General features: G+C 61.6%; 21 protein-coding genes, 1 tRNA gene and 1 pseudogene. 7 read left to right on the forward strand and 16 right to left on the reverse strand.

The window, feature by feature from the left end:
* Nucleotides 1-7 precede the first annotated feature (7 nt).
* The 9 genes and pseudogenes from PQR32_RS05875 to PQR32_RS05915 all read right to left on the reverse strand — a co-directional run bounded on the left by PQR32_RS05875 (nt 8) and on the right by PQR32_RS05915 (nt 9897).
* Nucleotides 8-3808, reverse strand: coding sequence for a methyltransferase domain-containing protein (locus PQR32_RS05875; protein ID WP_408223179.1), 3801 nt, complete (start codon nt 3806-3808; stop codon nt 8-10).
* Nucleotides 3805-5214, reverse strand: a complete 1410-nt coding sequence (locus PQR32_RS05880) for an ABC transporter ATP-binding protein (RefSeq protein ID WP_408223181.1) — start codon at nt 5212-5214, stop codon at nt 3805-3807. Before PQR32_RS05880 ends, PQR32_RS05875 begins: the two co-directional genes overlap by 4 nt.
* On the reverse strand, nt 5204-6031 hold the full coding sequence (locus tag PQR32_RS05885) for an ABC transporter permease (RefSeq protein WP_408223183.1): 828 nt from the start codon (nt 6029-6031) through the stop codon (nt 5204-5206). The genes PQR32_RS05880 and PQR32_RS05885 overlap by 11 nt, the downstream gene beginning before the upstream one ends.
* A gap of 466 nt (nt 6032-6497) precedes the next feature.
* Nucleotides 6498-6897 (reverse strand): annotated as a pseudogene (locus tag PQR32_RS05890) (NAD-dependent epimerase/dehydratase family protein); the annotation flags it as partial.
* A 411-nt stretch (nt 6898-7308) separates the two neighbouring features.
* A tRNA-Ala gene (locus tag PQR32_RS05895) sits at nt 7309-7384 on the reverse strand.
* A 76-nt stretch (nt 7385-7460) separates the two neighbouring features.
* Complete coding sequence (locus tag PQR32_RS05900) at nt 7461-7811, reverse strand: c-type cytochrome (RefSeq protein WP_408223185.1); 351 nt, start codon at nt 7809-7811, stop codon at nt 7461-7463.
* Nucleotides 7808-8602: a BON domain-containing protein gene (locus PQR32_RS05905; protein WP_408223187.1), complete on the reverse strand. Its 795-nt coding sequence runs from the start codon at nt 8600-8602 to the stop codon at nt 7808-7810. The genes PQR32_RS05900 and PQR32_RS05905 overlap by 4 nt, the downstream gene beginning before the upstream one ends.
* Nucleotides 8603-8628: 26 nt before the next feature.
* On the reverse strand, nt 8629-9216 hold the full coding sequence (locus tag PQR32_RS05910) for a phosphoheptose isomerase (protein WP_408223189.1): 588 nt from the start codon (nt 9214-9216) through the stop codon (nt 8629-8631).
* Between the two features lie 216 nt (nt 9217-9432).
* Nucleotides 9433-9897, reverse strand: coding sequence for a YraN family protein (locus PQR32_RS05915; protein ID WP_408223470.1), 465 nt, complete (start codon nt 9895-9897; stop codon nt 9433-9435).
* Between the two features lie 37 nt (nt 9898-9934).
* On the opposite strand from PQR32_RS05915, the gene rsmI reads away from it, so the two are divergent.
* Nucleotides 9935-10813: a 16S rRNA (cytidine(1402)-2'-O)-methyltransferase gene (gene rsmI, locus PQR32_RS05920; RefSeq protein ID WP_408223191.1), complete on the forward strand. Its 879-nt coding sequence runs from the start codon at nt 9935-9937 to the stop codon at nt 10811-10813.
* Between the two features lie 127 nt (nt 10814-10940).
* Here rsmI and PQR32_RS05925 read toward each other — a convergent pair whose 3' ends face one another.
* On the reverse strand, nt 10941-11543 hold the full coding sequence (locus PQR32_RS05925; RefSeq protein ID WP_408223193.1) for a septal ring lytic transglycosylase RlpA family protein: 603 nt from the start codon (nt 11541-11543) through the stop codon (nt 10941-10943).
* A gap of 637 nt (nt 11544-12180) precedes the next feature.
* On the opposite strand from PQR32_RS05925, the gene PQR32_RS05930 reads away from it, so the two are divergent.
* From PQR32_RS05930 to PQR32_RS05940, 3 genes are all read left to right on the forward strand, one after another.
* On the forward strand, nt 12181-12825 hold the full coding sequence (locus PQR32_RS05930) for an MBL fold metallo-hydrolase (protein WP_408223195.1): 645 nt from the start codon (nt 12181-12183) through the stop codon (nt 12823-12825).
* Complete coding sequence (locus PQR32_RS05935; RefSeq protein ID WP_408223197.1) at nt 12822-13451, forward strand: 3'-5' exonuclease family protein; 630 nt, start codon at nt 12822-12824, stop codon at nt 13449-13451. Before PQR32_RS05930 ends, PQR32_RS05935 begins: the two co-directional genes overlap by 4 nt.
* Nucleotides 13452-13541: 90 nt before the next feature.
* A complete protein-coding gene (locus PQR32_RS05940) occupies nt 13542-14000 on the forward strand; it encodes an Lrp/AsnC family transcriptional regulator (RefSeq protein WP_012431468.1) in 459 nt (152 codons plus the stop codon).
* Between the two features lie 56 nt (nt 14001-14056).
* Here the strand turns inward: PQR32_RS05940 and PQR32_RS05945 are convergent, their stop codons facing one another.
* From PQR32_RS05945 to PQR32_RS05955, 3 genes are all read right to left on the reverse strand, one after another.
* Nucleotides 14057-15310 (reverse strand): cation diffusion facilitator family transporter, encoded by a 1254-nt coding sequence (locus tag PQR32_RS05945; protein WP_408223199.1) that lies wholly within the window; start codon nt 15308-15310, stop codon nt 14057-14059.
* A 307-nt stretch (nt 15311-15617) separates the two neighbouring features.
* Entirely contained in the window at nt 15618-15920 is a 303-nt protein-coding gene (locus tag PQR32_RS05950) for an H-NS histone family protein (RefSeq protein ID WP_132376344.1), read from the reverse strand.
* Between the two features lie 397 nt (nt 15921-16317).
* Nucleotides 16318-16980, reverse strand: coding sequence for a HugZ family pyridoxamine 5'-phosphate oxidase (locus tag PQR32_RS05955; RefSeq protein ID WP_408223201.1), 663 nt, complete (start codon nt 16978-16980; stop codon nt 16318-16320).
* Nucleotides 16981-17191: 211 nt separating this feature from the next.
* On the opposite strand from PQR32_RS05955, the gene PQR32_RS05960 reads away from it, so the two are divergent.
* On the forward strand, nt 17192-18403 hold the full coding sequence (locus PQR32_RS05960; RefSeq protein ID WP_408223203.1) for an MFS transporter: 1212 nt from the start codon (nt 17192-17194) through the stop codon (nt 18401-18403).
* Between the two features lie 21 nt (nt 18404-18424).
* Here PQR32_RS05960 and PQR32_RS05965 read toward each other — a convergent pair whose 3' ends face one another.
* The 3 genes from PQR32_RS05965 to PQR32_RS05975 form a co-directional block, all read right to left on the reverse strand.
* The gene (locus PQR32_RS05965; RefSeq protein WP_408223205.1) at nt 18425-19441 is read right to left on the reverse strand and encodes a cupin-like domain-containing protein; all 1017 of its coding nucleotides are present in this window, start codon (nt 19439-19441) and stop codon (nt 18425-18427) included.
* Nucleotides 19442-19574: 133 nt separating this feature from the next.
* The gene (locus PQR32_RS05970; RefSeq protein WP_408223207.1) at nt 19575-20720 is read right to left on the reverse strand and encodes a branched-chain amino acid ABC transporter substrate-binding protein; all 1146 of its coding nucleotides are present in this window, start codon (nt 20718-20720) and stop codon (nt 19575-19577) included.
* 423 nt (nt 20721-21143) lie between these two features.
* Complete coding sequence (locus tag PQR32_RS05975; protein ID WP_408223209.1) at nt 21144-22247, reverse strand: NAD(P)H-dependent flavin oxidoreductase; 1104 nt, start codon at nt 22245-22247, stop codon at nt 21144-21146.
* Nucleotides 22248-22500: 253 nt separating this feature from the next.
* On the opposite strand from PQR32_RS05975, the gene PQR32_RS05980 reads away from it, so the two are divergent.
* Nucleotides 22501-23199 (forward strand): dienelactone hydrolase family protein, encoded by a 699-nt coding sequence (locus PQR32_RS05980; RefSeq protein WP_408223211.1) that lies wholly within the window; start codon nt 22501-22503, stop codon nt 23197-23199.
* A gap of 265 nt (nt 23200-23464) precedes the next feature.
* Complete coding sequence (locus tag PQR32_RS05985) at nt 23465-24985, forward strand: amidase (RefSeq protein WP_408223213.1); 1521 nt, start codon at nt 23465-23467, stop codon at nt 24983-24985.
* The last annotated feature ends 55 nt before the right edge of the window (nt 24986-25040 follow it).

Raw genomic sequence — 25040 nt, forward strand, 5'->3', positions numbered from 1 at the left:
TTCATTTTCACAAACCCGGACGATACGTCCGACGGTTCTGCCAAAGACGAACCGCGCGGTATGCTGCACTCATGCCCTGAATGGCTCGCTCCTTGACCGTGAGCCACGGCCAGAATCCCAGCTCGGAAGGACGCCGGCGCTGAACCAGATTGATCGTGAAGCGCAGTCGCGCTGCCAGGGATTTATGCTTCCTGCTGTTACCGAATGTGGATTCCTCGAAAACCCCGAAATTCTCGACGTGCGACAGCGAATACATCCAGTCGATTTCCGCGGCCGACGGCGAGAATACCATACGCGCATGCTGTCGCACAGCCAGTGCCAGGAGCTCGTGATCGGTCATATCGATGCTCGACATGACCGCGGCCAGTTGCGCATATTTCGTCCAGATGTGGTCGGCAACGGGCTTGATTTGCGTCTCGATCATCGGGCCTTCGGCAAAGTCATCCTCCACGACGGCGATCTGCCCGCCGTCGGTCTCGACATAGCGTTGGGCGGACCCGTGATTCGCGTGAAGCAGCACCTCGAACAACGATCTATTTTCGTTGAATACGTAATAGCCCGGCGTCAACGTGCCCACGTTGGATAAAAGCAGGCCGCTCTTTTCGTTCGCCGGGCCCGCATTGCCAGTCGCCACGAGTCCAACGTAGTAGCCCTTGACGTGCGCCGCGTCGCCGTGAACATTGCGCAGCCAGCCGAACAGGTTGTCCTGAATCGAACCCTTCCAGCCGACGTCGACGACGCTCATGCGCCTGGGCACTCTTCCGCCGACGAATCCGCCGACATATTTCGCAAAGGCGCGGCTGCGGGACACGCGCTCCGCTTCGTAAATGCGCACGAAGGCAGGCAAGGCCATCAGACGTGCATAGAGCGGATCGTGAGGCAAATCCTCGCTACGCCGCCCCAAGTCCTCCATCGAAACGTCGAGGTCCGCGGCAAAAGCCGGCGCGTGTTCCTCCAGCGCCTGGCTCTTCAGGAATTCAAGAATCGAAATGCGCCGGTATTGCCGGAACAGAACATCGAATTTTTCTTCCTGCAGCGGGCGCAGCGAAAGCAGGAATGTCGAGCGGCGCGATACCTTCAGGTAGTGCGTCCGGATACTCGTGCCGCCGCGGCTGAACTGCAGCAAGTCGAACATGCGCTTGAGCGGCTCCCCTTCCCGTGCGAAGAAGAACAGATCGCGGACGCCGTCGCTCACGGCCGTGTCATAAAGCCGGCGTGTGAACAGATACATGGTCAGCGCCATACCCTCGAAAGGAGAACCCTGCGGGCCCGCGGCAAACAGTTTCCCCACGATATCGTCGGCGCCGCCTTGCTGGCCGGCCACGGCGCGCAGCGCTTCCTTGTAGGCGGCAATAACGCCTTCCTGAGTCGACGTGACTGAATTGCGCCGAACTGCGTCCTGGGCCTGAGATTGCATATGTGCTATTCGTTCGTCAATCATGTTGCTCTGCGTGGCGCTCTCTTCCGCGAGTTCCCGCAACTCCTGCTCCATCGACTGCATGCGCGCCCAACGTTCCTCGAGCATCTTGGTCTGAGTGGCGATCACTTCGTCGCGCGCGCGCACCGCCTCGTCCATCGACTGCATGAGCGCCCAGCGTTCCTCGAGCATCTTGCCCTGACTGGCGATCGCTTCGTCGCGCGCACGCACTGCCTGATCCATGGATTGCATGGCGATCCATCGATCGTTGAGCACACGCTCCATGGTGCTGATCGTATCCGCCCGTGCCGCGAGCATGCTCTTCCAGTTTTCGTTGGCAACCACCGGCAACGGCGCGAGCGGGCGCTCTTTGCCTGGCGCCGTCCAGCGCAGCGCCTTGATGCAGCGAACGGCCGAGTCGAGAAACTCGACGGCGACAATGCTTGCAAATTCGTGCGGCTCTTCGATGTCACCCACGTAGGCAACCATCGGAGCCGCAAGCAGCGCATAGGCGCGGGTCACACCCAACTTCCAGAGTTCTCTCGCCTCGACAGTCTCGCCGCGCCCCGCGTGCAGCATGCCGGCATCGAACGCGGCATCGACGATCTTCGTTCCCAGCGAAGGACTGAAACCATCAATCGAAGTCGTCGCCACCTGTCTGAATAGCGCCAGCGCGTCATCGAGCTTGCCGATCTTTCGATACAGCACGGCGGCAAGGAAGGCCAACGAAACGCGCCATCGCAGCCGATGGCCGTGGGCGGCATCGTCCGTGACATAGGGCTGAATTCTCTCGATGAACGCTTCGATATCCTGCGCGGACGCGTTGGCGTTCGATTGCAGCTGGTAGCCAACGACGGCAAGCGCAGCGGCAGTGTCGGGGCACACACGTCCGGCTTTCGCATCGAGCGTATCGGCGGCGATCTTCGTCAGAACGCCTTGCTCCTTCGCGCGGAACTGGAATTCCAGCATCGATCGCACGAGCCACGGATTGTCGTAATCGCGCTCGAACTCCAACAGATGCTCCGGCGACGAACTGTAGCCGTACACGCTTTCCCGATACGGGATATCGCCTTTCGCGGGATGCTTCATGCCGACGATGAGCCACCACTCTCCGGCCGGAGGCGTTGCCTCATTGACTTCAACCTGACGCAGCGCTCTGGGCGTCTTCTGCTGCGTGATTTCCAGCTCGTCGCTCTCGCGTCCGCCGCCGCTCTGCTGAAAGAGCACCTCGATCAGGAACTGCTTGCCGATCTGATCTTTCAGTTTGTCGAGCGTGTAGATGCGCGGGCGAGAAGAATCCGAGAGTTCGACGCTGTCGTCGCGCTCGCCTGCCGGAACGCCGACCACGATCCGTCCGCCCGGGGACAGGACGCGATGGAACTCGTCGAGAAGCGCCTGCGGATCCTCGACACGCTCGAGCGTGTCAAAGCACAGGATGGTGTCGAAATGCCCGTCTGCAAAAGTCGGCAGGCACTCAGGAAGCGACCCGGCACGGAACGTCAGCTTGCTATCGACCGATGCAAAGTTGGCCTTTGCATATTCGATTGCGCGCTCGCTGGCATCGATACCCGTGACCGAACTGACTTTGGTCAGTTGTCCGAGATAGTAGCTCCCGTAGCCGGTGCCGCAGGTAGCGTCCAGCACCCTGTCGCCCTGCCTGATGTATTCGGACGCCCACTTGTAGCGCACGACGTGCGCATCAGGGCGCTCGCCGATCTCGCGCAACATGTCCGTTGGCAGACCGCGCGATTCGCCAGGCGCGACAAGCGGATAGTGGGCGAGCGCGGCTTCCGGAACTTTCTCGAGGAGCACGAGAATCGGACTTCCGTCGTGACTCGGCTCCTCGTAATCGTTCAACTGATAATAGACGGGATGCTTTCGAAAGCCCGCTTCCAGACAACGCTGCTCCCACCAGGCACGATTCTCGGTCGTCAGATGCCAGCCGTGATCCGAGTCCGCTGCCGAGCCGATCTGCAGGAAAACATAACGCCGGGAAACGCGATAAATCTCTGCCAGCGCTTGTGGGACATCTTCGGCGGCAAGGTATTCAAGCGTGCTCGTGGCTGCCACCGTATCAAATGCGCCATCTGCGTACGGCAGCGCCAGAAGCGAGCCGGTTTGGAAGCGCGATGGATATCTGCGACTGGAGGATTCGACCGCGATCGACGACACGTCCACGCCATAGGCGTCCGCTCCGGCCTGGAGCAGCTCGCCGACGACGCGTCCGTTGCCGGAACCCGCATCGAGCACGCTGCCGATACCGAAGGCGCGCACGATGTCCTTCGCCACTCGATCTGCCTCAGCGGCTGCTGCACTCAATCGATCGCCCTCGGACCAATACTCATCGAACCGCTTGTCGTAGGAAACGACGATCGCAGAATCGCTGCTCACCACTTCGCCTCCATTCGCATATCCAGCACCCCGCCGAAAAAGTATTCCTCGCGCTTGATCAGCACCTGGAAAAATGCCGCTTCGTCGCGCCAATGGAGCATTCTTTGATTGTGGTAATCGGGAGTGTCCTCGTAGCTGACCGCCGCCTGAATTTCATACAGATTCACGCCGAGCGAGCATGCGGTCCTGAAGGTGACTTCGAACTCCTCGCCAGCCGACACGCTTTTATTCCAGAACAGGCTCGCGCCATTTTTGGCGGCGATGTTCGCCATGTCCTGATTCAGCGTGCCCCACGAATAAAGCTTGACGCCTTCCTTGTTTCGAATCCGCACGCCCACGTTCAGATGCGTCATGTCCTTCTTGGCGCGGCACACGACGCGAATGGTCAAGGGCTCGTTCGGATAGAACACGTGATTGCGCTCTCCCGACGGATCCCTCGTCTCGACAGATACAACCTCGACTTCGCCGCTGCCGAATTCCAGCTTGTTCGAACGCACGGCAACACGCGACGCCGACTCGACGGCAACCGCGACGTCCCCTTCGCTTTCCGCGCCCGTTTCAGGGGCTGGCGCGACTTCAACTTCCTCGTGAGTGGCCGTGCGTTCGGCGACCTGCGCCGTTATCGCGCTGAAGTATTCGGCCTCTTCGGCATGCAGTTGCTTTCGATAGGCGAGCACGACATCCGAGCTCACGCCATAGGCCACTTCCCGGCCTGCCTTGAGCAGCAACGACTTGTGCGTCAGCGTACGAATGCTTTCGATATCGTGCGAAACGAACAACAGCGTCACGCCATCGCTAACCAGCTTTTCGATGCGCTGAAAACAGCGCTTCTGGAACAGTGCGTCGCCGACCGCGAGCGCCTCGTCCACGATCAGAATGTCCGGCTCGAGCTGGACCTGTACGGCGAACGCGAGACGCACCATCATCCCGCTCGAATACGTCTTGACCGGCTGGTCGATGAACGATCCGATATCGGCAAATGACGCGATCTCGTCGAAACGATCGTCGATCTGCGCGCGGCTCAGGCCGAGCAGTGAACCGTTCAGATAGACGTTCTCACGCCCGGAAAACTCCGGGTTGAAGCCCGAGCCGAGCTCGAGCAGCGCCGCCACGCGGCCATTGACTTCCACCGTACCGCTAGTCGGTGTCAACGTTCCGCAGATCAGTTGCAGGAGCGTTGACTTGCCCGATCCGTTGCGCCCGAGAATGCCGACACTTTCGCCGCGCTTAACGTCGAACGAAACGTCGTTCAATGCCCAGAATTCACGTTGATACTGGGTCACGGGACGAGCCAGCAGACGCTGAACACGCGGTACGAAAGTCTGCTTCAGACGATCCTGGGGACGGTCGTAAATGTGGTAGCACTTGGAAAGTTGATCTACCTTGATTGCGTACTCAGATGACATCGGCAAATCCTCTTCGCGACTTTTGAAACGATGCAAAACCCACAACAGCGACGAGTGCGGTCGCTGCAGTCCACATCGCCCAGAGACGCCAGTCAATACCGTTGCCCCAAATCAGCGAATTGCGAATTTGCTCAATGATGAAGGTGAGCGGACTGAGCGCGATAATGCCTCGATAGCGTTCGGGCAACGCGGACACTGGATAGAAGATCGGAGACAAAAACATCAGCATCGAAACCGCGATGCCGATGAACTGCGAGACGTCACGCAGATACACGCCCAGGGCGGACAGGATCCACACGCAGCCCAGGGTGAATAGCACGAGCGGAATCAGGGCGATCGGCGCCAGAAGCACGGTGACGTGCGGAATGCCAAGAAAAATCAGGTAAAAAATCATCCAGACCGACATGCTCACGCAAAAGTGAAACGCTGCTGAGCCAAGCGCGACGACCGGCAGCACCTCGAGTGGAAAGATCACCTTCTTGACGTAATTCGCGTTGCTCAGGATGAGGCTCGGCGCCCGATTGACGCATTCGGCGAAGAAGTTGAAACACATCAATCCGGCGAACAGCACCAGCGCGAATTCCGCGCGCGAATCCGACGCTCCCGCCCAACGCGTTTTGAACACGACGCTGAACACGAATGTGTAGACCGCCAGCATGAGGACCGGATTAAAAAACGACCACAGGAGCCCCATGAACGAACCGCGATATCGTCCAATCACCTCGCGACTGATCAGATTCACGATCAGGTCCTTATTGGACCGCAGTGAACGCAGGGCCGCCAGCGGCGAGCCTGATGGAATTGCATGAGGATTCATATCAATAGATACCTAGTTTTCCGTAAATCGATATTCAAAATCTGGAACAAATGCAGTCTTCGCCAGACGCATCGGGAACCTCCGTGTGAGCTTTGACGTAGCGAGCCGCGAACTCAAGGGATCCCGTGGAACCACTGGATATGCGCCGGACGTGACGGGCATGGCCGCGAGGTGATAGATCCCGTGGTGCGCGGCGTCCGCGCATCGAGTCCGTCGTGCGCGCTCACGGCTAGCGCAAGTATCGGTGCCGTCATCGCGGCGATCGCGCATGAACCGCGTGGTCAGCAGAAAGTTCTTCCCCCCCGCCCATTGATCCCATTGGCGCGCAGCACGAGAAAATCGCAACCGGGAGCCTCGAACGCGTGCCAGCCGTCGCGCTTCGTCGCACCATGGATGCCGACCGTCGGGATACCAGCGCGCCGTCTTCGCAAGACCCATTTCGAAGATTCTGGCGGCCTTCCAGCTACGCGAGCACGAGGTGACGGGCACCGACCTCGGTCGGCGAATACAGGCTGCCGGGCGCATGGCGCGAGGTTTCGGAGAGCTGCGGAACGGGCGCACACAACGTCTCGAACAGCTCGTCCGTTGAGTCGCGCAGAAAGCGAAAGCCGGTCTTCTGGCACTTGCTCAAGCCGGTCCAGAAATGCAGCACGGCGCGGGGCTTGTGCTTGGCGAAAAGCATGGGGAACGCAGCGCGACTGCAAACGCCCACACGCGCAAACCTGTCTTTCGGGTTGGCCTGCAGCGACTCCAACGTCACGAAATGGCCCGCGCGGGTCAGCTTGTCCACGTTCAGGATGGCCACGTCGGATTGACGCAACCCGTCTGGCGCCGGTGAAGCCGGCACCGCCCGTCACCTGAATCATGGAACTCCTTTAAGACGCGAATGGGTGCTGGTCTGGCGTGAAGCACCCCCACTCCAGACGTCTCGGAAGAAATATGCAAGAACCGCTTGCTGACAAAACCGATGCGCGATTCTATCCGTTCAGCGCACTCCGGCTCCGATTTTGCAACACGAGATTATAGCGGACCTCGTCTAACACGAAGTTTTCTGCGAATTGTGCGGCGACACTATTACGATGGAATTAGGCTGGGTTTGTCCAGCCGATCACCCTATTTTGGGTGATGCCGTGCCGCGTTCAAATCGCGTCAGGCATGAAGATTCGATCCGCCGGTGACGTCGGACTACGTCGGGGATCGTCGGATACAAAAAACCCGCGAAGCCTTGCAGCTACGCGGGTTTTAGGACTTACACTCGTACAATCTCGGATATCTATTGGTGGAGAGGAGGAGGATCGAACTCCCGACCTTCGCATTGCGAACGCGACGCTCTCCCAGCTGAGCTACCCCCCCAACGTGGAAACAATTCTAGCACAAGCATTTTGCGTTTTGCCAAGCCCGCCGGACCCAGCAAAACGGCAGCAAACCATCACTTGGAAGGCGCACCAGCAAGCACCCAATCCACCACCGAACGAATATCCGCATCGCTCATCGATTGATGCGCAGGCATCGGAATCATGCCCCACACGCCGGAGCCGCCGTCCTTCACCTTGCGCGACAATTTCGCCGGCGCTTGCGCATCGCCTTTGTACTTCGCGGCGATCTGCTGGAACGATGGGCCGACCAGTTTGCGGTCCACCGCGTGACATCCCATGCAGGCATTCGCGTTGGCGATCAATTGGCCACGCGGTGCATCGGCGGCACGCGCAGCCGGTGCGACAACACCCGCAAGCGCGCCAAGCATCAGCGCGCTGACTGCTACGGCAACACCGCGCATCATGGCGTCGTCGCCTTCGGATTACCGGGATGCACCGCGTTCGAATTGGTGACCGGCGCGGGCGCCTGCTGCTCGAGCGGCCGCGAACTCACCGACGAATCAGGAATCGCGCCGACGGTCGCCGCGTTCGCGTCCGGTTGCGAAGCCGCCACGGGCGCCGTCCCCGCCGCGGCGGCAGCCGCCGCGGCTTCCGCCGGCTGGATGTACTGGAACACCTTCACCACCTGCACCACGCCCGGTACCCGGCTCGCGACGTCGGCGCCGCGATTGCCTTCGTCCATGGTGACGAGGCCCATCAAATACACCGAGCCACGCTCGGCCACCACCTTGAAGTTGTTCGCCGAAATGTTCTTCTCGGCGATCAGCGCGGTCTTCACACGCGTCTCGAGGTAAGTGTCATTGGTGCGCGACGAGAACGAGCTGGCCGGCATGATCGTCAGTTCGTTGACGATCGTGCTGACATTGTTCAAGCCACGCACGATGGTCTCCGCGCGTTGCTTGGACACGTCTCCCGCCACTTCGCCGGTCAACAGCACGCGGCGGTTGAACACCGCCACGTTGACGTGCGCGTTGTCGGGCAAGTTCTGGCTGATCTGCGAGAGCGCCTTCACTTGCAACTCGCGATCCTCGGTCTGCGCGCCGAGCGTGCGCCGGTCGGTCGCCACCAGCGCGCTGCCGCCCGCCGCGCCGGCAACGGCGAGAAAGCAACCCTGCAACGTTGCGGACAGCCCCGCCGCGAACCCAACCACCAGCACGGTTCTCACCAGTGTCTTCTTGACGCGGAATGCGCTCATCAACTAGCTCTCCTTCGGAATCAGTCTCAGTCTTCGCCCAGCAACATGGCATCGATGCCGTCGCACAGACAATGGATGGTCAGCAAATGCACTTCCTGAATACGCGCGGTGCGGTCCGACGGCACGCATACATGGATATCGGTATCGCTCAATACTTCCTGCGCGCGTCCGCCGCCCTTACCGGTCAGCGCGACCACGATCATTTCCCGCTCGTGCGCGGCCTCGATCGCGGTGAGCACGTTGGCGGAATTGCCGGACGTGGTGATCGCCAGCAGTACGTCGCCCGGCTGGCCGAGCGCCCAGACCTGCTTCGAGAATATCTGCTCGAAGGAATAGTCGTTGGCGATGGCGGTCAACACCGACGTGTCGGTGGTCAGCGCGATCGCCGGCAAGCCCGGCCGCTCACGCTCGAAGCGGCCGATCAGTTCGGCGGCGAAGTGTTGCGCGTCGGCCGCCGAGCCGCCGTTGCCGCACGCGAGAATGCGATTGCCGTTGGCGAGCGCGGCGAACATCGTGTCGATCGCAGCGGCGATCGGCATCGACAGGGTTTCGAGGGCTTCGAGTTTGACTGCCGCGCTGTCGCGGAAGTGTTGTTGAATGCGTTCGACTGACATCGAGTCTCTATCTTCTACCGCGAATGGACCGCACTGCGCGGCCGTGTTGTGAAGTCGTATTGCGAAATCGTGCCGCTCCGATGAGCGTGGCCAGCAACGCGGTGCATGCCGCAAAATCATCGCGAATTGCGCTGCTTCCTGCGTTGCCGACGTTTCCCCGTGGCCCGCACGCGAGCGCAAGTTTATCGCACTCACGCGCGTTCTCCGCGCATGGCGTCAGACTTCGTCGGCACGAAACGCGTCGCGCAACCACACGAGCCGGCCGGCTTCGAACGCAATCACGTCGAACCGGCACGCGGGCTGATCCTGCCAGCGCGAGGCACGGGTTACCAGAAAATGCTGCGCGGCGCGTACGATGCGCTGCTTCTTCTGCCAGCCGATACTCGCCGCCGCACCACCATATCGGCGCTGCGCACGCGCGCGGACTTCGACGAACACCAGCGCGCCGTCACGCTCTCGCATCACCAGATCGATCTCGCCACCGCGGCACGACACATTGCGCGCGACGAACCGCAGACGCTGGCGCTGCAAAAATTCCTGCGCGCGCGACTCGAAAGCCGCGCCGACGAGTTTGGACCCGGCGCGTCCCGAAAAGTTGTGCGGCGTGGCGAAGGCACCGATCGGCGCCACCGCGCTCACGGCCGGTCCGCCGCGCGGGCCGCGTGACACTGCGTGGCACAATGGCGGCCTCGTTCCGTCTGTTTGCGTCTTCTGTCTCATGACTCCTCTCTCCGAACTCGCGCAAGGGCAGCAGTACCCCACCGCCGCGCTGTATGTGGTGGCCACGCCGATCGGCAACATCGCCGACGTCACGCTGCGCGCGTTGCATGTGCTCGGACTGGTGGACCGCATCGCCGCCGAAGACACTCGCAACACCGGTCAGTTGCTCGCGCGCTACGGCATCTCGAAGCCGCTCGTCGCCGTGCACCAGCACAACGAACGGGCCGCGGCACTGCGTCTGATCGAACATCTGCAAGCGGGCGAACGCGTGGCCTACGTGTCCGACGCGGGCACACCGGGCATCTCGGACCCCGGCGCGAAACTCGTCGACGCGGTCCGTGAAGCCGGATTTCCCGTTATTCCCCTTCCCGGCGCAAGCGCGCTCGCGACCGCGCTGAGCGCGGCCGGCGACTGGGTCGCGACGTTCTCCTTCCTCGGCTTCCTGCCGCCGAAGGCAAAAGCCCGCGCCGCGACGCTGCAGCCGCTCGCGACGCATCCTCACGCAATGGTGTTCTACGAAGCGCCGCACCGGATCGTCGAAACGGTGCAGGCGCTGGCCGACACATTCGGCGGCGAGCGCAAGCTGCTCATCGCACGGGAATTGACGAAGTTACATGAAACGCTGCATCGCGGCACCCTGGCCGAAGGGCCAACGTGGCTCGCCGCCGATCCGAACCGGCAACGCGGCGAATTCGTGCTGGTGGTGGAAGGCGCGCAGCCGGAAGCCGTCGGCGAACACGATCACGACGCGCTGCTAGGCATTCTGTTGGAGGAGTTGACGGTGAGCAGCGCGGCCAAAGTGGCGGCGGCCATCACCGGAGCGTCGCGCAACGCGCTGTACACGCGCGCCTTGGCGCTGAAGAAAGACGAAGAGTAAAACTGACGGCCAAACGAAAAGGGCCGCGCGATGCGGCCCTTCGTTTTTCTGCGGACACAACCCAAGCGGCCACCGTGCTGCGCGGCGCTACGAGGAGCGCGCCCGAACCGCGCTCGCCGCCGCTACATCACTTCTGGGCGCTCGAATCCGAGTTCGATGCCAGTATTTCATTACGCGCGTCGCGTGCTTCCTGCTGCGTCAGACCTTCGATCTGCACACGCGCCGTACCAGCATGGCGCATGTCCAGAGCGGACGCGGCAGCCATGGACAGATCGATCACGCGGCCCCGCGCATACGGACCACGGTCGTTGATACGCACGACGACCGAGCGCGACGTGGCCGGATTGGTCACGCGTACATAGGAGCCGAGCGGCAACGTACGATGCGCCGCGGTCAGCGCGTGCATGTCGTAGCGTTCGCCATTGGCCGTACGGCGGCCATGGAAGCCGCGGCCGTACCACGAAGCACGACCGGTCTGATGAAAGTCCGAAATGCCGGAACCGTCATCGGTAAGAGGCTTTGCATCGGCCAGCGACGAGCCTTGAGCAGTCGCGTCGGAGGCCGGCGCGCTACCGAAAGCTTGCGGTCCGAAGGAGCCCGCCTGCGTCAATTTCGTGCTCTGCGGCACGCCGCTATCCGACGTGTTGCCGGCGCCCGGAGGCGTGGCGCAACCAGCCAGCACAAAAAAGGCAAAAAGAGTCCCCAGACCACGGGATAACCGAGTTTTCATAAGACGTGCAATCAAATTGTCGAGCCGCATCACGCGAAGTTGAGCGTGTTGCCTGCGACTCCGGCGGCAATGGACGACAACGCGCCGCGCAAACGAGCGCAGTACGTCAAAGCCCGGATGCGGCTCATTCAGCCGCTACCGCACGGTTAATTTTCACGTCTGGCGCAACCTGTCCCCGGCAGCCTGACCAGACCCCACATGCCGCCATCGAACGTGGCAAACACGTTCTTGCGCGCGAAACTCAGCGCGCAGGAACGGCGGCGTAGGCCCCACCCAGCGTCACGGCAGTTAAGTCCGTAGCAGGCGCGCGGCGCCTGGCTGGGCAAGACGTGTGCATCGAAAGCATCGATACTTGATGGCCGTCCAAAAGTGCAACAGCCCATACTTGAGTGGCAATCCGCGCGCCCATTTTTGATGGGGACGCATCGCCTTGTGGCATGCACAATTCCCTGTGCATGGAGTGCATTATACCTAAAACAGAATTCTGGGATGGCAAGCGACTGAAAACCTTGATGAATTTTCACTCCTGCTGCAAAAATGAGCAGGCCAAAGCCCGCTGCGACAGGGCTTGAGCTCCCTCGGCGAGCCTCGGCAGGAGGCCGGTACAATCAACGTTTTTCCAGCGGCGCCGTCATCCATGAAAGTCACCCTGATCCCCGTCACGCCGTTCCAGCAGAACAGCTCACTGCTCGTTTGCGAGGCAACCGGACGCGCGGCCGTCGTCGATCCGGGCGGCGACCTCGACATCATCCAGGGCGAAATCGCGCGGCAGAACGTGACGGTCGAAAAAGTTTTTCTGACGCACGGCCACATCGATCACTGCGCGGGCGCCAAGACGCTGGCCACGCACTACGGCGTGCCGATCGAAGGCCCGCATCCCGACGAACGCTTCTGGCTCGACAAGCTGCCGGACCAAAGCACGCGCTTCGGCTTTCCGGCCGCCGAAGCGTTCGAACCGGATCGCTGGTTGCAGAACGGCGAGACCGTGCAGTTCGGCGACGAAACGCTCGAGGTGTATCACTGCCCGGGCCACACGCCGGGCCACGTGGTGTTCTTCAGCCGCGCGCATCGGCTTGCGCTGGTCGGTGACGTGCTGTTCGCCGGCTCGATCGGGCGCACGGATTTTCCGCGCGGCAATCATGCGGATCTGGTGCGCTCGATCCGCGAAAAACTTTGGCCGCTCGGCGATGACATCACCTTCGTTCCGGGCCACGGTCCCACTTCGACGTTCGGCGCTGAACGCCGCACCAATCCCTACGTCGCCGATGGAGTCGAGGCATGAGCAGCGAAATCTACGTGAGCACCGATGTCGAAGCGGACGGCCCGATTCCCGGTCCGCATTCCATGCTCAGTTTCGCCTCGGCCGCTTACACCGAAGACAAGCAGCTCATCGCCACCTTCTCGGCGAATCTCGAGTTGCTCGAGGGAGCCAAGGCCCATCCTGTGCAGGAAGCGTGGTGGAAGACGCAGCCCGAAGCATGGGAAGCCTGCCGCAAGGACTTGCAGACGCCTCAGGCCGCATTGACGGCGTATGTCGACTGGGTCGAAGCGTTGCCGGGCAAACCGGTGTTCGTGGCGATGCCGGCCGGCTTCGACTTCACTTATATGTTCTGGTACATGATGCGGTTTGTCGGCCGCTGTCCGTTTTCATGGTCGGCGCTCGACATCAAGACGCTGGCCTTCGCCATGACCGGCCTGCCGTATCGCAAGAACATCAAGCCGCGCTTTCCCAGGCACTGGTTCGACGAACATCCGCACACGCATGTCGCGCTGGACGACGCGATCGAACAAGGCGCGCTTTTCTGCAACATGTTGAAGGATCTGCGCGCAACTCAGGCGATCACGCTCGCAGCGGGTAAAGATGGGGACGGCACAGGACAAAACGCCGCTGAGGAACCGGCAAATTAGGTAATCTCCCTCGTCGAACCCGTTTTACATTGCGTTTCGTTTTCGCGCCCTCTACCATGCGTTGATACGGCGACGCAAACGGAGGCGCAGTTGACACTCGATACGTTCTCTCAAAAAATCCTGCGCCTATTGCAGCTCGACGCACGCCGCTCGGTGCAAGAAATTTCCGACCAGGTTGGCCTGTCGAGCACGCCATGTTGGCGGCGTATTAAGGACATGGAACAGTCGGGTGTCATCCAGCGCTACACGGCGCTGCTGGATCGGGAAAAGCTCGGGCTGCACGTGTGCGCCCTCGCACATATTCACCTCACGCGGCACACCGAAGGCGGCGTGGAACAGTTCGAGCGGGAAATCGCCACCTGTCCGGAAGTCACCGAGTGCTACAGCACGACCGGCGAATCCGACTACATTCTCAAGATCGTCGCCCCGGACATCAAGGCGTACGACAGCTTTCTGCACGAACGCATCTTCAAGATTCCCGCCGTCGCGCAGGTTCGCACGAGCGTCGTGCTGCGCGAAATCAAGTTCGATACGCAATTGCCGCTGTGATCCATCAACGGCCCGACGGCGCCGCGCAGCAGCATGCGCGCGCGGCGCCGCAAGTATCAACTGGCACTGTGCGGTTCCGTCGCCTTCGTAGGTTCTTCAAGGGCCCCGCCGGCCTTTGGGCCGAGCGCCGCCGGATCCGCTTCCGCGGACACCGCGTCCAATTCCAGTAGCAGGTCCACTTTACGTGCGCCCAGGCGCGCCTTGAGCGCCCCCAAATCCACTCGCCCAGCCCGTTGTGTTTCGCTGCCCAGCGCGCGCGGCGACAACGCAGCCGGCAGCGCCACTTCGACATCCAGTCCCGTGCTCAGGTAGTGGATATTCACCGCCGCCGCCTTTATGCCGTGCGGCGCCAACGCGGCGTTCACTTCGGCGATCACCCGCTCGCGCGTAGGCAGATCGACGGGCGGATGCGCAAGCGCATCGTTCTCGGGATCGACATGAATCAACGCGTCGAGCACGCGGTTGTCCGTCAGCACGCGCAAACGCGCCGACTCGGCGATGTAGTGCCCTTCCGACACCGAGATCAGCGGATCGACCAGAATGTGCGCGTCGACGAGCGCGAAGTCGCCCATTTTGCGCGTGCGCATTTCGTGCACGTCGCGCACACCGGGCGTCGAAAGCAGCAGCGCGCGCATGTCGGCGGTGGCGGCGCCGTCGAGCGCGCGGTCGGAGAGATCCTGCAGCGCGTCCCAGCCGAATATCCAACCCATACGCGCCACCATGAAACCGACGATCGCCGCGGCAATCGGATCGAGTAACCGCACGCCAGCGAGGCTGCCGACAATACCGATCGCGACCACTAGCGACGACGCCGCATCCGAGCGCGCGTGCCACGCATTCGCGATCAACATGGCGGATCGCACGCGTTGCGCTTCGCGCAGCATGTAGCGAAACAGACTCTCTTTGGAAATCAGAACCAGCACCGCGACCGCGAGCGCACTCATATGCACGGCGGGGATGCTTTGCAAATCGGCGAGACGCGTTCCGGCTCGCCACAACATGCCGACGCCCACCGCGATCAAAAGCGCGCCCAAAAATAAGGACGCCACGGTTTCATAGCGGCTATGCCCGTAATTGTGATCCGCGTCGGGCTTTGCGCCACTGTGCCGATTCGCAATTAGCACGACAAAATCGGAAATCAGATCGGCGAGGGAATGGACACCGTCGGCGACCAATGCCTGCGAGTGTGCAAACACACCGATGACGATTTGCAGCGTCATCAACACTGTATTGAGCGCAATACTGACAAAGGTACTTTTGCGCGCAACGCGATGTTTTTCGGCGGATTGGGCAGCGGCGGCGGCAGGCATCTCTGAAGCGGAATGAAAAGTTCAATCCCTGCATTCTACCCGGCACGTCTCGAAACGCGCTGGAGATATCTAAAATTTCCTTTTAAATCAGCCGCTTATCTAAACGAAAAGCATTCGCGTTCAAGTTGGGGGGAGGTTCATGCGACAAAAAACCACGGCATTGGAAGCGGCAATAAAAAACCGCGTCCTGGACGGTACGCGGTTCTCTCTTGCAACGGCAGACGCGATAAGTGCATCTGATTGAAGCTATTCGTATTACTTGACGGCCAGAAGCATCAGTTGCTGGCAAAAGCGGCTGGCCAAAGCATTACTTCTGGATCAAAAACTTCTCGCGATCCAGACCTGCGATCCAGCGCGGCGGCTTGCCACGGCCAGACCACGTGCTGCCGCTATCCGGGTCGCGATACTTCGGTGCGACACCTGCGCGCGGACGCGCGGCTTTCGCACCCTTGGCGGCACGACCACCGCCGAGTTCTGTGAGAGAAATGCCGTAGTCGGTCATTTTCTGCTTGATCTCATTCAACACTTCCGCGTATTCGCGCGACTTCGCTTCTTCGATCTGCTTTTCGAGCTTCTCGCGCTGAGCGAGTAGTTCCTTGTAGGAAGACATAGGTTCCCTTTGTGGTTTGGATAAATGACTGCCAGTCTTAAGCCAGCTTGCCCTTTGAAGGTGGATCATGCCTCGGAATTTGATGGCGAGATTAACACAAAATAGAAAGATTACAAAAGCGTGCGCGTTAAATTAATCCCAATTCGTTTCAAAAAATTTCCATCCGCCACCCTGGTTACACCATTCCCTTTCAAATACCTGATTTCGCATTTTGCTGAAAAACGCAGTCGGCACCAGTAATTATGGGATTAACTATCAAAAAATGAAAATTAAGATCGTGATTTGGCATCAACATTTCACGCCATGAGAGCTTCAACATGAAACGTCGTAACATATTGCGGCAGGCGTTCTGCGCTGTTATTACGCATGAGTGTTTTCCCCGAACGGCGGTAAAAACCTAATTCACGTAGCGCTGCATGCAATCTTCGAGCGCTGCGTGCAAGGTTTCGGTATTGAGTTTTGCGTCGTCGAAGACAAAACGGCTGCGCACACCGTTCAGTTTCAGATCTGCGCCATATCGATCGACGCCGAGCAGTTGAAATTCGCCCTTGCTGCCGGAATGGCCAGCGAATTGCGCGATCAGCGCGTTCTCTTCCTCGAAACCGAGAGGCGGCAATGGATCGAGTTCGGCGCTGGCGAGCCATCCCATCGCGCCGAAGCCGCCGATATAACGCAGCCGCTCCAGCCTCATTGCCCAAAACGTGAAATCGCCGAGCACGAGGTAGCGCTCCGCGTCCGGGTGATAGCGCAGATAGCGCTGCACCACCTCCGGCGTCGAGTCGACCGGTTCGAAGGTGCCTAGCAAGGTGACACGCTGGCCGCTCAGCACGTCGCCGTCGGGGGCGTCGACGGCCAGAAAACCGGCGCGCGGGTCGGCGTGCAGGTTATGGGTATGCTCGGCGAGCCGGCTCACGAGGATCGTCGGACGATGCTGCGGGTCCGGTGCGAACGGCAGCACGGACGGATAAGGAAAACCTTCCGGCTGGCGCGCGTGAGTGGCGAGCGTGCCGACAGCGACTGTGTGCAGGAGATGCAGCGGAGCGTGAGCGGGAATATTCAAGTGCGCGTTCCTCGATAGATGAGCGGCGAATCACGAAAGACTGGCCAGCGGAGCACCATGCCCAATGCCTGTCATGTCCGAGCCGAACAATCGCCAATGTGCGGATTCCGCCTTCCAAGCATAAGACAGCATGCTTCGTTAGAATCGGAAATTCGCTTTCAACGTGCTTTCCTCCGCCGCTTTTTCTCGCATCACCCTCCACGAGATTTCCGTGTCAGACCGCTCCTCCGAATTCGCCGCCCTCCCCGCCGCTCACCGCGACCTGTCCGATACCGCCCGGCAGCGGGCCCGTATCGCCACGATGGCGGTGTTCTTCATCGCCGGCATGATGTACGCGTCGTGGGGAGTGCATGTACCGACGGTGCGCGACCGTTTCCATCTGAACGCGGCGCTGCTCTCCTTCGCGCTGCTGGCCGTGGCGGGCGGCTCGATCGGCGCGATGGCGGCCAATGCTTCGTGGATTGCGCGGGTCGGCACGCGCCGCGCCTGCCTCACCGGCGGCCTTGTGATGGCCGTATGCGCGGCGCTGATTCTGGTCGTGCCGACTTACTGGCTGCTGCTGGTCGTGCTGGCCACCTTCGGCGCGGGCATGGCCACGCTCGATGTCGCGATGAACGCCGAAGCCAGCGCCGTCGAGAAAGCGCTCGGCAAGCCGATCATGTCGTCGTTGCACGGCATGTTCAGCGTTGGCGGAATGTTCGGTGCGGCGGTCGGCGGTGCGCTGCTGTCGCGCGGCATGGCGCCGGCGGTGCATCTTGCGCTGGCCGCCGCGGTCAGCGCGCTCGTGCTGATCGCCGCCTGTCCTTCCGTGTTGCCGCACGTGCCGCACGCCGATCATCCCGACTCCGCCACGCCGCGCGCCAATCGCTGGCGCTCGCCGGCGTTGTGGGCGCTCGGCGCGATGGCGCTGGTCGCGCTGATCGCGGAAGGCGCGATGTATGACTGGGCGACCGTCTATATGCGCGACGTCGTGCTGGCCACACCTGCGCTCGCGAGCGCAGCCTACGCGGCATTCTCGGGCGGCATGGCGGCCGCGCGCTTTGCCGGCGACGCGGTGCGCGCCCGCTTCGGCGCGCCGCAACTGGTGATGGCAAGCGCGACGCTCGCCTGCGTCGGGATGGTCGGCGCGCTGTTGCTGCCGAATCCGGTCGTCGCGTTGATCGGCTTCACGCTGATGGGTCTCGGTCTGGCGAACATGATGCCTGTGCTGTTCGCGGCGGCGGCGAACGTCAAAGGCATTCATGCGGCGGAAGGACTCGCGCACGTTGCCGGGTTGGCGTACTTCGGGCTGCTGCTCGGGCCGGTGATCATCGGCGCGGTGACGCAGGTGACCAGTTTGCCGATCGGATTGTCAGTGGTGGCCATCTGTTCCGCGTTGATCGCGATTGTCGGTCCGAAGGTGCTGCGGCGTTTGAAGATCTGATGCGAAGGCGCGCCGCGCCCGTCACAGTTCGTGATACGTATCGTAGTGACGCGAGAAGTCGTTACTGCGGAGAAAATTCGTGAACGTCATCGTCACCGATGCGTCGAGTCCTTCCACGTAATGCCACCAGCCGATCGGCAGAAACAGCAATTCACCGGGCGCGAGCGTGCACTCGATCAACTGCGCTTGCCGCATCGACGGGAAACTGTCGTAGTCGATCGCGCCGCCATCGACTTGCGAATAGCAATGCAGATGGTTTGCCATATGCGGCGTGTCGGACAGCGGCACGAGTTTGATCTGTTTGCGGCCGATCACCTGCGCCATGAAGTTGTTGGTCAGGTCGTGGTGAAACGGCGTCTTTGTTCCAGCCGGTCCCATCCAGAAGAAACCGGTGTCGGGCGATGCGGCGTCGAGATATTCGTCGATTGGCGGTACATCGGACCATAACGCCGCAAGCGCCTCGCGATTACGCGAGGTGTTATTGGCGGTCATGTAGAAATCGTTAGTCGGCCCGCTCCGCTCGACGAGATCGACATAATCGGCAAAGCGCATCATGTGCCTGAGCCTGAGCTGATTGACTTCGTAATTCGCGTCCGATTCACGGCCGACCTGCACTTCCACTTCACAATCGCCGCACCGCTCGCGAAGGTAGTCCCAATTCCATTGCGAACGCGCAGGCCAGAAATCGAATGCGCCGGTGATGATCACCGGCCGGTTCTGAAAGTAGTACTGCTCAAAGAACGCGTCGCGCGATAAACGTTCGCGCCGTTCGATTACGCCGCTCGCCGCGCGCATGCGATTGAGCTCGCCGTACACCGACAGGATCCATTCGCGCTTACGCAAACGATTGCGCAGACGCGTTGACCCGTGAAAATAAGGACTCGCGAGCGCCGCATCGATTTCTCGCGTGGCATCGACCGTGTCGAAACCGTGGCCGACCAGAGCGCCATGCACTGCGGATGAGGGTGCGTCGAGCAGCAGATTCTCGGCAATCCAGCGGCGCCACGCGTCGTCGAACGAACGGGTCACAGTGGTCACGGCAGTCTCTCCGAGCAATGCGGATCCGCAAAAAGGATCGGCAAAAGAAAAGGCACGCGAACCTCGCGGCGCGCGTGCCTTTTTTCCCATGTAACCGAAGACAGACAATACGCTGCCTTCGGCCACGCGGTTTTTACATCTTCACTACGTCGAGCAGCGTCTTCTTGCCTGCCTTGTAGTTGTACAGCGAGATCACGCCGTGTTGAAGGTCGCCCTTCGAGTCGAACGTGGTTTCGCCGATCACACCCTTGTAATCCGTGCTCGGCATCGCTGCCAGGATCTTCGCCGGATCGGTCGAGTTAGAACGCTTCATGGCGTCGACGATGATGTACACAGCGTCATACGTGAACGGAGCGTAGATCTGGATCGGCTGACCGAAACGCTTCTGATACTTGGCGAGGAACGCCGAGCCGCCAGACATCTTCTCGAGCGCCATACCGGCTTCCGAGCAGACGATGTTGTCGGTTGCGTCGCCAGCCAGGTCCGACAGCTTGTCGGTACACACGCCGTCGCCTGCCAGCACCTTCGCGCGCAGGCCGAGCTGCTTGGCTTGCTTGGCGAACGGGCCGCCGGTGGCGTCCATGCCGCCGTACATGATCGCGTCCGGGTTTTCGCCCTTGATCTTCGTCAGAATCGCGCGGAAGTCGACAGCCTTGTCGTTCGTCGCGTCATGCGACATCACGTTCAGGCCCAGCGACTTGGCGGTCTTTTCGAATTCGTTTGCCAGACCCTGGCCATAAGCGGTCGAGTCGTCGACGATCGCGACGCTCTTCACTTTCAGACCCTTCGCTGCGTAGTTAGCCAGTGCCGGACCTTGTTGCGCATCGGTCGCCACGACGCGGTACGTCGTCTTGAAACCTTGTTGCGTGTAGGCCGGGTTCGTTGCCGACGGCGAGATCTGCACGATGCCAGCATCGCTATAGATCTTCGAAGCCGGGATCGACGTGCCCGAATTCAAGTGGCCAACCACTGCGACGACCTTATCGTCGACCAGTTTCTGCGCGACTTGAGTTGCCGTACGCGGGTCGGCTGCGTCGTCTTGCGCGTCGAGTTGCAGCGTGATTTTCTGGCCACCGATCGTCAGGCCCTTGGCGTTGATTTCTTCAACTGCCAGGCGCGCGCCGTTTTCGTTGTCTTTACCCAGGTGAGCGATACCGCCGGTCAGCGGTGCAACGTGACCGATCTTGACGACCGTGTCGGCTGCAGCCGAAGTTGCCAACGTCGCGAACAGCATCGCCGCAGCGCTGATCGGCAACAGCTTTTGAATCTTGATGTTCATGTAAGTCTCCAGTTTCGGTCCCAAAAACAACGTAATCGCCCTGTGCCCCCGCTTCCCCAACACGTGTCGCTCAGTCCCGTGGACGACCACGCCGGTTGCATCGTTCATGCACTTGGCCAGCACGCTCACCGGACTGTTTGTGGCAGGCGGCAAACCGTACTTGCGCGCAAGTGTAGGCCATCAAATTAAATTGTGGGACTTTTTTGAGGAAGTGGGATGAACACTAATAGCGTTTATCCAACAGGCGCTGATTCCGGCCGGAGAGACTGACTGGAAAGCACCAGCCCATGCGGGTTTCCGCTATGTGAGGCTTTCGTCTAACAGCACGGCCTAAAGCTTTTAGCGTGTTAAACCGTTAATCATCCGAATAGGCTTCGTGCTTGAAAAGGAGGCACGTCCGGACCCCGTCCGGATCGTGTTGAATCAGCTTTTGAACGCGGCGATGCGCGCCGTTGCCGCGCGCCATTCGTGTTCGAGTTGGCCTATCAGTTCGGCGGCGCCGAGACCTTCGCGGCGGGCGCGGCCCAAAGGCGCGCCCTGGCCTGACCATAGCGAGAGATAGTCGCCGTTTTCCGCGCGGCTCGCGGTTTGCCGCAGCTCCTGCGTCAACGCGTTTTGCACCGGATACGGCGCGATCTTCTGCGCCGCTTCGCTCAAACGCTGCATCAACGGATTGCGTATGCCGCGCGCATGGCGGCCGGTGATCGCGCGCGTGACCGAAGTCGACGTGTCGGACGCGGAGCGCACACGGGTTTTCCATGCCTGCGGGATCGCGCTCTCGTGACAGGTGAGAAACGCGGTGCCCATCACCGCGGCTTGCGCGCCGAGCGCGAGCGCGGCGACGATGCCGCGGCCGTCCATAATGCCGCCGGCGGCGAGCACCGGCAGCCCGGTCGCGTCGACGAGTTGCGGCACGAGCGCCATCGTGCCGACCAGCGCGTCTTCGAATGCGCCGATGAATGTGCCGCGATGCGCGCCCGCCTCCGCGCCTTGTGCGGCAATCGCATCGGCGCCCGCGTCGCGCCAGGCCACACCTTCGGCGGCATGCGTCGCCGTGCCGATTACATATAGACCGTTGGCGTGCAGCCGGGCGACGTCGTCGGCCGCAAGCAATCCGAACGTGAAGCTCGCCAGCGGCACGCGCAATTCGATCAGCATGTCTAGTTGCGCGCGGAAATCCGGCGCGTAGCGTGCGAGCGGAGCGCCCGGCGGCAAACCGAGGTCGTGGCGCAACGGATCGATGGCTTCGAGCGCGCTACGCACCGTCGTGTCGTCCGGCGTGGCCGGCTCGAGCACGAACAGATTCACGCCGAACGGACGATCCGTCAGCGCGCGAATCGCCGCGACTTCGCTTGCGATCTTCTCGGGCGAGAGCGCCGCGCCCGCCAGAAAACCGAGACCGCCGGCGTTCGATACCGCAGCGACCATCGCCGGCGTCGTCGCGCCGCCCGCCATCGGCGCCTGCACGACCGGCACACGCAACCCGAAACGCTGCGCAAACGGCGTCACAAAACTGCCTTCACTCATGATGATTTCCTTTCCCGTCAATGCGCTCGCGACATGAGCAAGCCGATACGCTTCAATGTACCGATGCGGCCCGCGCGGGAAAAATGAATTATCGAGAATGTTTCAATCGCCTTACGAGATTTCTGCCTCACAGAGCCGCGCTGCACGGCGTTTCGTTTGGTGGCAAACTGACCGCCCCGCTTCAGGCATTCAGGCCTCTGGCCTTCACTCGGACCGACCTCGCGCAGCCGCGCGCGAGTCAATGGAGAGCAACATGAGCACGACTTCCCGATGGATCGACATTCCCGCCGGTAACGACAGTTTCGGCGGCTACCTGGCGTTGCCGAAGGGCGGCAAGGGACCGGCCGTCATCATCATTCAGGAAATCTTCGGCGTGAACAGCCATATCCGTTCGGTCGCGGATCAGTACGCGCAAGACGGCTACGTCGCGCTCGCACCGGACGTGTTCTGGCGCGTGCAACCGCGCGTGGAATTGACGTACGACGGCGCCGATCGCGAGAAAGGCATCGAGCTGATGCAGAAACTCAAGGTCGACGAAGCGGTGGCCGATATCGGCGCAGCCGCGGCCGCGCTGCGCGCCATGCCGGAAGTGACCGGCAAGGTGGCGGCAATTGGCTTTTGCTTCGGCGGCCGGCTCGCGTATCTGGCGGCGGCGCAAGGCACGCTCGACGGCGCAATCGCCTACTACGGCGGCGGCATCCAGAACCAGCTCGACGAAGCCGCGAAGGTCAAGGTGCCGATGCAATTCCACTACGGCGAACTCGACGCGCACATCCCGCTGTCGGCCGTCGGCCAGATTCAGGAGCGCTTCGCCGGCCGCACCGACGCCGAATTCCACATCTATCCGAATGCCGATCACGGCTTCAACTGTTCGGACCGTGCATCGTATAGCCAGCGCGCCGCCGCGTTGGCGCATGGCCGCACGCTGACTTTCCTCGGCGAACGTCTGTAACGTGCGGTTTTAATTGGCGCGCTGATTTGTGCCGCCATTCGCGACGCTTATCTGCGCGCGTCAATTGCGTTTTTTGTCAGCGCTTTTCATGTGCGTCAGTAACTCGCGCGCATAACTCAGTTACTCTCTCAAAGACGGCGTGTCAGTGGCACGCCGTCTTTTCCATGTGTGGCAATCGATCCGGGCGACAAAACCTCGCGGCGCGGTTCATCGCGCGCGTGGACCGCCGGCCGATTCAACACTCGATAGCGAGGGCTCATCCGTCGTGCATTCAGACTATCTCGCCCATGACGCCACCGGCCTCGCCGACCTGGTACGCAAGCGCGAAGCAAGCGCGCGCGAGTTGCTCGACATCGCGATTTCACGCACCGAAGCCGTCAATCCCGCGATCAATGCGATTGTCCTGAAGGACTACGATGCTGCCCGCCAACGCGCTTCACGCGACGATGCGAGCCGTGCGAACGGCGCAAGCAACGCCGATGGCGTCAGCGCGCAATCAGCGCTGGCCGGCGTGCCCTATCTGATCAAGGACCTCGGCGCGCCGGTCGCAGGACTGCGCATGGCCATGGGCAGCCGCCACTACCGCCATTTCATTCCCACCGAAGACGCGCCGGTGGTCGCGCTCGCGAAAGCGGCCGGCCTCAACATCTTTGCCAAGACCAGCACGTCCGAGCTCGGCCAGATGCCTTATACGGAGCCCGAACTGTTCGGCGCGTGCCGCAATCCGTGGAATCTCGACCATACGCCTGGCGGCTCGAGCGGTGGCGCGGCGGCGGCGGTTGCCGCCGGCATCGTGCCGCTCGCACATGCGTCGGACGGCGGCGGCTCGATCCGCATTCCGGCGTCATGCTGTGGACTCTTCGGCCTCAAACCTTCACGCGGACGTGTGCCGCGCGCAACCGCGGAGGCTGAAGCCGGTGAACTCGGCGTCGATCATGCGGTGTCGCGCAGTGTGCGCGACAGTGCGCTGCTGCTCGATCTGCTTGGCGGCAATGCCGAGCGGCCACTCGGCGCGCCGGGCACGTTTCTGAGCGCGAGCCGCGAGCCGTGCAAACCGCTGAATATCGCGTACGTCACCGAGCCGATGCTCGCGCCGTCGCTTTCCGCCGACGCGCGCGCCGCGCTCGAAGACGCCGCGCAACTCGCCAGCTCGCTCGGCCATAACATCGAACCGGTGTCGCTCGGCATCGACTTCGCGGCGGTTCGCCACGCGTTCCTCACGCTCTGGTCCGTGACGGCGGAAGATCTGGTGCTGAACGCCGAGCGCATCAGCGGCCGTAAACCGCTGCGCGCCGAATTCGAAATTTCGACGTGGGCGATGGCGCATGTGGGCCGCAAACTCGGCGAACGCGGCCTGCCCGCCGCGCTCGAAGAACAGCGCCGCATCACCGAGCGGCTCACCGATCTGCTGAATCGCTACGACGTGATTCTGTGCGCCACGCTCGCCGCGCCGCCGATCAAGATTGGCGAGATGCATCCCACGTCGGCTGAACGCATGCAAATGCGCGCGGTCACCGCCATGCCGCTCGAAGCGCTGATGAAGAAGGTGCTGATGGAAGCGTCGAACAAGGCGTTTACCTGGGCCGGTTGCACGGAACTGTTCAACCTGAGCGGCCAGCCGGCGATGTCGGTGCCGCTCTACTGGAATGCGCGTGGGCTGCCGATCGGTGTGCAATTTGCCGCGCGCGACGGCGGCGAGGCGACGCTTCTGCGTCTGGCCGCGCAGCTCGAAACGGCACGGCCATGGTTCGACAAGCGGCCGCCGTTGATACAGGCACGCAACTAGGCGAGAGGCGTGGGAGAAGGTGTCGCAGCGAAATAGCGGCAATGGCTCGCAGCCG

This window comes from Paraburkholderia dipogonis, from assembly GCF_046027395.1.
Lineage (GTDB): Bacteria > Pseudomonadota > Gammaproteobacteria > Burkholderiales > Burkholderiaceae > Paraburkholderia > Paraburkholderia dipogonis_A.

What these genes read in the sequence shown, in the direction of transcription:
- PQR32_RS05980 (WP_408223211.1), top strand. Translation starts at nt 22,501, where the DNA reads ATGAGCACGACTTCCCGATGGATCGACATTCCCGCCGGTAACGACAGT.
- PQR32_RS05905 (WP_408223187.1), bottom strand. Translation starts at nt 8,602, where the DNA reads ATGAGCGCATTCCGCGTCAAGAAGACACTGGTGAGAACCGTGCTGGTG.
- PQR32_RS05880 (WP_408223181.1), bottom strand. Translation starts at nt 5,214, where the DNA reads ATGTCATCTGAGTACGCAATCAAGGTAGATCAACTTTCCAAGTGCTAC.
- PQR32_RS05950 (WP_132376344.1), bottom strand. Translation starts at nt 15,920, where the DNA reads ATGTCTTCCTACAAGGAACTACTCGCTCAGCGCGAGAAGCTCGAAAAG.
- PQR32_RS05970 (WP_408223207.1), bottom strand. Translation starts at nt 20,720, where the DNA reads ATGAACATCAAGATTCAAAAGCTGTTGCCGATCAGCGCTGCGGCGATG.
- PQR32_RS05900 (WP_408223185.1), bottom strand. Translation starts at nt 7,811, where the DNA reads ATGATGCGCGGTGTTGCCGTAGCAGTCAGCGCGCTGATGCTTGGCGCG.
- PQR32_RS05930 (WP_408223195.1), top strand. Translation starts at nt 12,181, where the DNA reads ATGAAAGTCACCCTGATCCCCGTCACGCCGTTCCAGCAGAACAGCTCA.
- PQR32_RS05925 (WP_408223193.1), bottom strand. Translation starts at nt 11,543, where the DNA reads ATGAAAACTCGGTTATCCCGTGGTCTGGGGACTCTTTTTGCCTTTTTT.
- PQR32_RS05910 (WP_408223189.1), bottom strand. Translation starts at nt 9,216, where the DNA reads ATGTCAGTCGAACGCATTCAACAACACTTCCGCGACAGCGCGGCAGTC.
- PQR32_RS05935 (WP_408223197.1), top strand. Translation starts at nt 12,822, where the DNA reads ATGAGCAGCGAAATCTACGTGAGCACCGATGTCGAAGCGGACGGCCCG.
- PQR32_RS05945 (WP_408223199.1), bottom strand. Translation starts at nt 15,310, where the DNA reads ATGCCTGCCGCCGCCGCTGCCCAATCCGCCGAAAAACATCGCGTTGCG.
- PQR32_RS05885 (WP_408223183.1), bottom strand. Translation starts at nt 6,031, where the DNA reads ATGAATCCTCATGCAATTCCATCAGGCTCGCCGCTGGCGGCCCTGCGT.
- rsmI (WP_408223191.1), top strand. Translation starts at nt 9,935, where the DNA reads ATGACTCCTCTCTCCGAACTCGCGCAAGGGCAGCAGTACCCCACCGCC.
- PQR32_RS05975 (WP_408223209.1), bottom strand. Translation starts at nt 22,247, where the DNA reads ATGAGTGAAGGCAGTTTTGTGACGCCGTTTGCGCAGCGTTTCGGGTTG.